Source organism: Streptosporangiales bacterium (assembly GCA_009379825.1).
Classification (GTDB): domain Bacteria; phylum Actinomycetota; class Actinomycetes; order Streptosporangiales; family WHST01; genus WHST01.
On the sequence record WHTA01000137.1, the window covers coordinates 1 to 7871 of the forward strand.

The 7871-nt window shown below is 71.2% G+C and carries 7 protein-coding genes and 1 tRNA gene; 7 read left to right on the plus strand and 1 reads right to left on the minus strand.

Going from position 1 to position 7871, the window contains the following annotated elements:
- From GEV07_30160 to GEV07_30185, 6 genes are all read left to right on the plus strand, one after another.
- Positions 1–182: IS1182 family transposase (locus GEV07_30160; GenBank protein MQA06781.1), on the plus strand; the 182-nt coding region annotated here is incomplete at its 5' end.
- A gap of 86 nt (positions 183–268) precedes the next feature.
- The gene (locus tag GEV07_30165; GenBank protein MQA06782.1) at positions 269–748 is read left to right on the plus strand and encodes a VOC family protein; all 480 of its coding nucleotides are present in this window, start codon (positions 269–271) and stop codon (positions 746–748) included.
- Positions 745–1086, plus strand: coding sequence for a hypothetical protein (locus GEV07_30170; GenBank protein MQA06783.1), 342 nt, complete (start codon positions 745–747; stop codon positions 1084–1086). The genes GEV07_30165 and GEV07_30170 overlap by 4 nt, the downstream gene beginning before the upstream one ends.
- 4 nt (positions 1087–1090) lie before the next feature.
- On the plus strand, positions 1091–2281 hold the full coding sequence (locus tag GEV07_30175; GenBank protein ID MQA06784.1) for a sigma-70 family RNA polymerase sigma factor: 1191 nt from the start codon (positions 1091–1093) through the stop codon (positions 2279–2281).
- A gap of 354 nt (positions 2282–2635) precedes the next feature.
- Positions 2636–3409 carry a hypothetical protein gene (locus GEV07_30180; GenBank protein MQA06785.1) on the plus strand — a complete coding sequence of 258 codons (774 nt, stop codon included), beginning with the start codon at positions 2636–2638 and terminating at the stop codon, positions 3407–3409.
- Between the two features lie 192 nt (positions 3410–3601).
- The gene (locus GEV07_30185) at positions 3602–6481 is read left to right on the plus strand and encodes a hypothetical protein (protein ID MQA06786.1); all 2880 of its coding nucleotides are present in this window, start codon (positions 3602–3604) and stop codon (positions 6479–6481) included.
- Positions 6482–6709: 228 nt separating this feature from the next.
- Here GEV07_30185 and GEV07_30190 read toward each other — a convergent pair whose 3' ends face one another.
- Positions 6710–7333, minus strand: coding sequence for a DUF664 domain-containing protein (locus GEV07_30190; protein ID MQA06787.1), 624 nt, complete (start codon positions 7331–7333; stop codon positions 6710–6712).
- Positions 7334–7699: 366 nt separating this feature from the next.
- Between GEV07_30190 and GEV07_30195 the strand changes: the two genes are divergently transcribed.
- Positions 7700–7772 (plus strand) — tRNA-Ala (locus GEV07_30195).
- The last annotated feature ends 99 nt before the right edge of the window (positions 7773–7871 follow it).

Here is a 7871-nt window from a genome sequence, read left to right on the forward strand (position 1 = left end):
ACACCCCCAGAGGTCGCAAGACCTACAAGAAGAGAGCCGCCAGCATCGAGCCCGTATTCGCCCAGATCAAGCACAACCGCAGGATCCGAAGTCTCTTCCGTCGAGGGCTCGCAGCGGCGGACAGCGAATGGAAGCTCATCTGCGCCACCCACAACCTGCTGAAGACCTACCGGACGGCCTGACAGCCCCACCGCTCACCCGAATCGCGGACCGACCTCGACCGGCCAGCCAGCAGGCACAACATTCGTGCGACAGCCTCGTAGGTCCGATGTCCACTGCCCAGCCCATTCCCACCGGTTATCCGCGGGTGATGCCGCACCTCTCGATCGAGGGTGCCGCAGGCGCGCTCGAGTTCTACAAGGGCGTCCTCGGGGCGACCGAGCGGATGCGAATGGCACTGCCGGACGGCACCGTCGCCCACGCCGAGATCCAGCTCGGCGAGTCGGTGATCATGATCGGCGACGCGAATCTGCCCACGGACACCGACCCGAGCCCGCAGGCGCTCGGCGGTTCCCCGGTCGCGCTCTTCGTCTACCTGGAAGATGTCGACAAGGCGTACGAGCGGGCCATCGAAGAGGGCGCAGCGAGTGTGTCCAAACCGGCCGACCACTTCTACGGTGACCGGGTCGCCACCATCGACGACCCGTACGGGCACCGCTGGAACCTGGCCACCCACGTCGAGGACGTACCGCCGGACGAGATGGATCACCGCGCCGCCGCGGCGATGAGCGGAGGTGAGGAAGCGTGAAGTACGTGTTGCTGTTCGTCGAGACCGAAAAGTTCAGCGAAGAGTTGCAGGCCATGGGCCCGGCCGAGCGGGAACGGGCCTTCGAGAAGGTCGACAAGTGGTTCGCCGAGCACGCGGACGTGGTCCGCGGCGGTAGCAAGCTGCAGGCGCCGAACACGGCAACCACGGTTCGGTTGGACGGCGCCGAGCCGGTCATCACGGACGGGCCGTTCGTGGAGGGCAAGGAGGTGGTCAGCGGCTACCTGGAGGTAGACGTCGCTGACCTGGACGAAGCCCTGCGGATGGTGAAGACCTGGCCCGGCTGCCCCCTGGTCGAGATCCGCCCGCTGGAGTCGTGACCCGGTGGAGGCGTCGCACGACGAGCTGGCCCGCGTGGTGCGTGAGCATGCGGGACGGCTCGCCGCGTCGCTCGTCGGACTGATCGGCGACTTCACCGCGGCGGAGGACCTCGTCCAGGACGCCGTCGTCGCGGCGCTGACGCGGTGGCCGACCGAAGGGATCCCGGACCGGCCGGACGCCTGGCTGTTCACCGTCGCCCGGCGCCGTGGCCTGGACGTTCTGCGCCGGGAGAGCAACTACCGGTCGAAGCTGGCGCAGCTGCAGTGGCCGGTGCGGTCGCAACCGGACGAGCGGCTGCGGCTGGTGTTCACCTGCTGCCACCCGGCGTTGTCCCGTCAGGCCCAGATCGCCCTGACGCTGCGGGTGGTGTGCGGGCTGACCACTGAGCAGATCGCCCGCGCCTTCCTCGTCCGGGAGACGACGGTGGCGCAGCGGGTCACCCGCGCCAAACGGAAGATCGCCGCCGCCGGGATCCCGTACCGCATCCCCACCGAGGAGGAGCTGCCGGAGCGGCTGTCCGAGGTGCTTACGGTGATCTACCTGCTGATGAACGAGGGCTACCTGGCGACGGCGGAGCGGGCCCAGCGCCGCGACCTGGTCGACGACGCCGAGTGGCTGGCCAGCCTGCTGCACCAGCTGATGCCCGCCGAGCCCGAGGTGGCCGGCCTGCTGGCTCTGGCGCGGCTGCACCGCGCCCGCTCCGTCGGCCGGTTCGACCCCGGCGGACGGCTGGTGCTGCTCCAGGACCAGGACCGTACGTCGTGGGACCACGACGCCATCGGTGCCGCCACCCGGCTGCTGACCCGCGCCGCCGCACAGCACCGTCCCGGGCCGTACCAGCTGCAGGCGGCGATCGTCGCCTGCCATGCCGAGGCGGAGCGCTGGGAGGACACCGACTGGGAGCAGATCGTGGTGCTCTACGACATGCTGCTCCACCTCGCCCCGTCCCCGGTCACCCGGCTGCACCGGGCGATCGCGCTTCGCTACACCGCCGGCGCCGAGCCGGCGTTGGCCGAGCTCGATGGACTCGACACCGCGCTCGACCGGTATCACCTCTACCACGCCACCCGGGCCGAGCTGCTCCGCCAGCTGGGGCGAAGCGACGAAGCCCGCGCCGCCGACCGGCGTGCCCTCGAGCTGACCGCCAACCCGGCCGAGCAGGCCCTCCTGCAGGAGCGCATCGACTGGGCGTAGCTCGTCCGGCGGCGGTACGTCGCATCCTCGGCCGGCTGCGCGACCACAGCACTGACCACCGCGACGGCGCCTGCCTTCTCCGACGCCTTCCCGGTCCTGACCCTGGCCGGGCCTGCCGCGGTGCGGTTACCGGCGGCTCCACCCGACACGCCGAGGTAACTGAGAGTGCTTGAGTCTTGTACTCATCGTAACTGTATGCTCGTCAGCGACATGGTTCCTGACAGCTGCTCGAGCCCAGTGCGCGGGACGTCGCCGTCTCGGCGGCGGCGCGTGCCCGGGTTCGCTCGCAGAGCGCTTCGCTGGGGGCTGATCGGTGGCGCATGCTGCTTCCTCAGCTTCTGCGGAGTCACGGCCATGTCGGCAGGGACGGCCACGGCCGCGACGACCAACGACACGACGATCAACTCGGTAGCGGACCAGATACCGGTGGATCGCCTGGACCAGACAGTCGATGGCGTCAAGACCGCGGTCGAGAACCTGACCGGGGAGCAGCAGCTCCCGGAGCGCACGGACCGTGCCGGCACCGACCGGGAGGGGACGGCCACCGCCCCCGACGAACGGTCGACCCCGCCGGCCAAGGACGTGCTCGACGCCGGCGTCGACCGCCTGTCCAAGCTCACGGCGTCACTGGAGGACCTCGGCAACCCGGCGCGCGATATCGCCGGTGCCGGGTCCGTGACGTCGGACGACCTGGCGGTTGCCGTACCGGCCAGTGCCCAGGTACTGGGTGACGTAGCCGGTGCGGCGCCGAGCAAGACGACGCCGTCCAACGCCGCCGCCGCGTCCACAGCGACGACGGAGGCGCACCGCCCGGGCGAAGCCACGCGCGGGCAGCAACACACGACGCACGCCGACGAGTCGGCCGTGCAGCCAAGCAATGGTGCCGGCACTTCGGTCGACGGCCCGGGCGGCGGCGAGCTGCCCCTGCCGCCGGTCGAAACCGGCGCCTTCGGCAAGACGCCGGCGAGCGGTTCTGCCGCCGGTAGCAGCGTCATCGACGGTGGCACGGGAGCACGTGTCACCGCCTTCCACCTGCCCTTCGCCGCACAGGCGGACGCGGTGTCGTCCCTCGTCGGCGTCGAAGGGCCGTGGAACTCCGCAGGTAAGCCGCGGGTTTCGCCCGACTGACGTCGGTCACGCGAGTACCTGTCGCGCCTGTCGCGGCAGCCCCGGTCTTACCTGACCTTCCTCCTTGTTGTCGGCCATGGGCTGCCGTCTTCCTGATCTGTTCACCCCCATCTGCTCAACGAAGGGACTTTTGTGAATATCTGGGTCCGACGATCACTCGAGGCCACAGTGCTGGCCGCGGGGTTCGTAGTCGTGGGCGGCGGTATCGCCAATGCCGCTGAGCCAAGCGAGCCGAGCCAACAGCCGGCTCAGCTCGGGCAGGCCCTGCCCGGCCTGCCCGACCCCACCGCCGTCGTGGAGGACACTCTCGGCAACCCGCTCGGCAGCGACAACGCCCGGGCGGCCGAGCCGGCCGCGGCTCCCGAGCAGTCCACCCCGCAGAGTCGTACGCACGCCGAACCGGTGCGCAACACCACCGACCGGCCGAACGCGAAGCCGGCCCGGCCGGTGCACGCCGGCGTGGCGGTGCCCATCGAGACCGCGGACAACGCCATCGGCACTCCGCTCGGTCAGGTCGACGTGCCTGCGGTCACCAATGAGGTCAACACCAGGGACGTCACCGACCCGGCGCAGGACGTCGCTGCGCCGGTCACGGCGGCCGGTGCGCCTGTGCAGGCGACGGCGGCACCCGCGACCGCCGTCGTCAACGACGTCACCGACACGGTCAACGCTGCCACCAGGTACAACGACAAGGAGCAGCACACGCCGTTCACCCGACCGGAGCGGACGACGGGCGCACCGCCCGCCGACGACCCGTTCCTCGGCAACCGGGTCAACGCCGACCTGGTGGTCCCCGTGCAGATCGCCGGCAACGCGATCGCGGCGGGCGGGCCGGCCAGCGTCGACGGGTCAAGCAGCAACCAGTCCTACGATGGTTCGCAGGACATCACCACCGGTGGCGCGGGCATCCCGCTCGCCGGGAACGTGGTGGACGCGGACTGGGCGGTGCCGGTGCAGATCGCCGGGAACGCCCTCGCGGGCGCCGGTACGGCCGAGACGACCGGGGGACACGCCGGCCAGGACGTCGTCCTCGGCGGCGACGACACGACCGACGGCCGGGACGGCTTCCTCAGCGGGAACGTCGCCACCGGCCAGTGGGCGACGCCGGTGCAGCTGACCGGGAACGCGGTCTCCGGTGCCGGTACGGCCGACGTGGTCGGCTCGCGCGCGGTGACCAATGCGACCAGCGGTGGTGCCGTTGACACCGCGGGCAGCGACTCGTTCGGGTCCGGCAACGTCGGGGCCGTGCCGCTCGGACTGCCGGCCGAGCTGAACGGCAACGCGCCGACCGTCCTCGGGACGTCGGACTCGGCAGCCGACTCCGAGGCGTACGTCACTGCCGGTGGCACCAAGCCCGGTGTGCGCGGTCGCCAGACGTACGTGCAGACCGACGGCGACTCGGCGCTGCTCGGCGGGAACGTCGCCCAGCCGCAGGGTGCGATGGTGGCGAATGTTGCCAGCGTCGCCGGCGCGCTCGGCGGTGCCGCCACCACCGGTGGTGCGACCAGCCCGATCGCCGACCCGTTCGCACTGCCGACGCTCGTCGGTGGCAGCGCGCTGCGCAGCACGTCGATGCACACGATCTGGCCGCCGCTGGCCGCAACCGCGTCCCGTACCCAGGACCGGCTCGCGGGCAGCACCAGCAGCTCGACGAACGACGTGACCAGCGGCGGGTACACCACCACCTCCGGCCGCAACGGCACCGGTTCAGGGAACGTGGCCGACGCGCCCGTCTCGGCGCCGGCCGAGGCGTTCGCCGCCGGCGGCACCCTGGTCGGGGCGGCGGACGCCGCGCACGACCAGGCGACCGACACCACCGCAGGGAGCAAGACGTTCACCAACGGCAGCGGCTCCACGCTCTCGGGTAACACCGCGAGCAGCCCGCTCTCCGGGACCGCGGAGGCGTTCGGCGGCGGCGTCGGGGCGATCGGTGACGCGTCCGGGACGGCCACGGAGACCAAGGACGTGGAGTCCGGTGGGTACAACGGCACGCTGGGCAACGACTCCTTGGCGTCCGGCAACCTGGCGCAGACGCCGCTCGCGGTTCCAGGTGAGGTCTTCGGCGTCGGTGCGGGCGGCATCGGCAGCGGCGTCGGCTCGGCGACCGAGACGAAGAACGTCGAGGCCGGTGGCACCGGCAACACCGACGACGACAACGGCACCATCAGCTCGAACCTGGCGGCGGTGCCGGTGGCACTGCCCGCCCAGGCGTTCGGGATCGGCGCCGGCGGCGTCGGCACCGGGATCGGCGCGGCGGACGCGGACACCACCACGACCGCCGGGCACGACTACAAGGCCACCGGTGTGCTGGGCACCATCGCCGGCAACATCGCGCAGGCTCCGGTTTCGTTCCCAGCCCAGGTGCACGGCCTCGGCGGCAGTGCGATCGGTGACGGGTACGGCTTCTCGACCAACCTCACCGAGGCGACCGCCGGTGGCAACAACCTCAGCGACGGCCGTGGTGGCGCGCTGACCGGCAACGTCGTGCACACCCCGTCGGCGGGTACCGGCAACGTGTTCGGGCTGGCCGCGAGCGGGCTCGGCGAGTCGTCGGCCGACGTGTTGAACGGCGTCAGCAGCACTGCTGGCGGCGAGACCACCAGCGCTGGCGACGAGGGCACCCTGGCCGGCAACGTCGTGGGCGCGGAGACGCTGCCCATCGCGCAGGCGGCGAACGCGGCGGCGACCGCGTTGGCGGAATCGTCCGCGTACGGCATCGACTTCACCGACGCCACCTCCGGCGGTGACATCACCAGCTCCGGCGCGACCGGCACGCTGGCCGGGTACGTCCTCGACGTCCCGACCGTCACCCCGGCCCGGGCATTCGACGACACGGCTTCCGTGCTCGGCGGCTCGTACTCCGGCGGGCACAACCAGCTCGCCGGGAACTCGGGCGGCACGGTCGTCACCGACGCCGGTGGCATCGGCCAGCTGCCGCTCGCCCCGTCGGCGCAGGTCTACGACCTGCAGGCGGGCATCCTCGGTGAGGCAGTGGCCACGGCCACGGAGTTCACCGAGCTGAACGTCGGCGAGCACCCACTGTCGCTTGACGCACCGGTCGACCTGTCCTGACCGACCGCATCACACAACGGCCGAGTGCCCGGGGCTGCCAGCCCCGGGCACTCGGCCGTTCCTCGTGCAATACGCCGGGCGCTCCGGCCATGGTGCAGTCGTGGTGCTGGCTGCCGGCCGTGGTGGCGTTGTTGTCGGGCGCCCGGGGGGTCCGGCCGGGCGTTGGGTCGTTGTGGTGCGTTCGTCGGCCGGTCCGGTCGCGCTGGATGCCGGCTCCTGGGCCGTCCATCAGGCGACCCCCAGCGTTCGTTGGTCCGCTAGGCCGCCGCTGCGGTGCCGTGTGTCAGGCCGCCCGGAACGCGTCCGCCGCGTGCTGGATGCCGGCTCCTGGGCCGTCCACCAGTCGGCGTCGCCGATGTCGTCGTGGTCGCGGCCGGGCTGGCCGTCGATCGTCTCCCGGACGATGTCCGCGTGGCCGGCGTGCTGGGCGGTCTCGGCCACCACCCGGACGAGGAGCGCGCCGAGCGTCGTATCCCGCCGCTTCTCCGGCCACCACGACACCTGGGCGGGCGCCGCGAGTCCGAGCTGGTCGACGGACTCGTCCGAATGGCGCCAGGCCGTCTCGTACAGCTCGACCAGGTAGGTACGCGACTCGTCCGCGGTCGCCCACATGTCCGCGCTCTCCCAGATCGAGCCGTCCTCGACCCACGGCAGGCGTACCGGCGCCGGCCGGCCGACACAGTCGCCCAGGTAGCCGAGCTCCACCCCGGCCAGGTGCTTGACCAGCCCGAGCAGGTTGGTGCCGGTGGGCGTCAGCGGCCGGCGGGCGTCGTACTCGCTCAGCCCGTCGAGCTTCGCCAGCAACCCGTCGCGGGCCTGCTGCAGGTAGCGCTTCAGCTCGCTTGCCAGCATGAGCTCCGCCGATCGTCGTTCCGTCATTGCCGCAGGCTAGCCGCGCCCACCGACAGCAGCCCGGTTCCGTCAGCTGTGTAGACTCCAGGCAAGGACATCGAGCCGTCTTGGCGTGCGCCAGGATCGGCTTAGGGCCACGAGCACGCCGTTCGCCGGCCCGCGCTGATGCACGTGAGGCGCCGCGGTGCCTCCGAGCGGAAGGGCACGCCCAATGAAGAAGCTGTTGATCTTGCTCCTCGCCGTGGTCGCCGGCCTGTTCGTGTGGCGCAAGGTGCAAGCCGACCGGGAAGAACAAGACCTGTGGACCGAGGCCACCTCGGCACCGGAAGCCTGAAGGTCCACCATCTCGCGGCGTAACGCCGCACTGGGGCGATAGCTCAGTTGGTAGAGCACCTGCTTTGCAAGCAGGGGGTCGTCGGTTCGAGTCCGATTCGCTCCACCCCAGGTGAGAGGCCTGCCATCATGATCAACAACAGGCCTCCCACCGCCTGTACAGCAGCGAAGTACAGCAGTAGGCACGTCATGCGACATCCTCAGT